The sequence below is a fragment of the Rickettsia endosymbiont of Ixodes scapularis genome, from assembly GCF_000160735.1.
In the GTDB taxonomy this organism is placed as follows: Bacteria; Pseudomonadota; Alphaproteobacteria; order Rickettsiales; family Rickettsiaceae; genus Rickettsia; species Rickettsia tamurae.
Window position 1 is genome coordinate 17,763 of sequence record NZ_CM000770.1, and the last position, 1,104, is coordinate 18,866.

Below are 1,104 nucleotides of genomic sequence, written 5' to 3' on the forward strand. Positions count from 1 at the left end.
GCAAAATAATTTCAGTATTGATATAAAAGTTACATATTTGATAAAATAAACATATAAAAAAACAAGTTTTTTATATGTTTTACTGGATTCACGCCTACGCGGGAATAACATAAAACGATCCATGCAACAAGACCGCGAATGTAAGGAGCGTGGCAATCTAGAAAAAGTAATAAAAAAATTTACAGGGTCTGTCAGATTTTTTATGTAAGTACGATTTCTCCATTTGCCCAATTTTGTAAATTAGTATCACAAAGTATAGCAAATTGATTTAAAGCCATGGCCCAATTCTTAATAGGCATTGTCCATTTTTTAGAAGCATTTGTCAATGCTAAAAAGATTATTTTCTGAATCGATTTATCATCTGGAAATACCCCCTTATTTTTTATAATTTTATGAATTTGACGGTTAGTTGATTCAATAGCATTAGTAGTGTAAATCGCCTTTCTAATGTCTTCCGGAAAGCTAAAGAACGGAGCTATTCCAGACCAATTTCTCTGCCATATATCAAAAATAACTGGATATTTTTCATCCCATTTTTTAGCAAAATTTTGTAATTCTCTTAATCCCTCTGCTTCATTTATTGCAGAATAAACTGCCTTTAAATCAGCTGTTACCAATTTTAAATCTTTATATGATACGTATTTTACAGAGTTTCTTACCATATGAACAATACACAGTTGTACTGTGGTTTTTGGGAAAATGCTATTTATTGCTTCTGGAAAACCTTTAAGACCATCAACACACGCAACATATATTTGTTCTACACCACGATTCTTCAGTTCTGTTACTACTTGCATCCAAAATTTAGATCCTTCATTCTTGCCTATCCAAATACCTAATAGTTCCTTCTTGCCTTCTATATTCACGCCAATAGCTAGATAAACTGCTTTATTTATTATTATATGATTGTCTCTTGCCTTAACATGAATACAATCTACATTATAGGATATACACTATCAAGTGCTCTATTCTGCCACGCAGTAACTTCCTCTAAAATGCCATCAGTTACCTTTGATATTAACTCAGATGATACTTTGGTGGCATATAGTTCTTCTAAGTGCCCTTGTATTCTCGAATAGTCATTCCCCTAGCATATAAAGATAT

Annotated in this window: 2 protein-coding genes; both read right to left on the minus strand. The window is 32.0% G+C overall.

Annotated features, from left to right (window positions below):
- Positions 1-200: 200 nt before the first annotated feature.
- A complete protein-coding gene (locus REIS_RS00090; RefSeq protein WP_083787729.1) occupies positions 201-950 on the minus strand; it encodes an IS256 family transposase in 750 nt (249 codons plus the stop codon).
- Positions 935-1,069 (minus strand): transposase, encoded by a 135-nt coding sequence (locus tag REIS_RS16695; protein ID WP_371256140.1) that lies wholly within the window; start codon positions 1,067-1,069, stop codon positions 935-937. Before REIS_RS16695 ends, REIS_RS00090 begins: the two co-directional genes overlap by 16 nt.
- Positions 1,070-1,104: the final 35 nt, after the last annotated feature.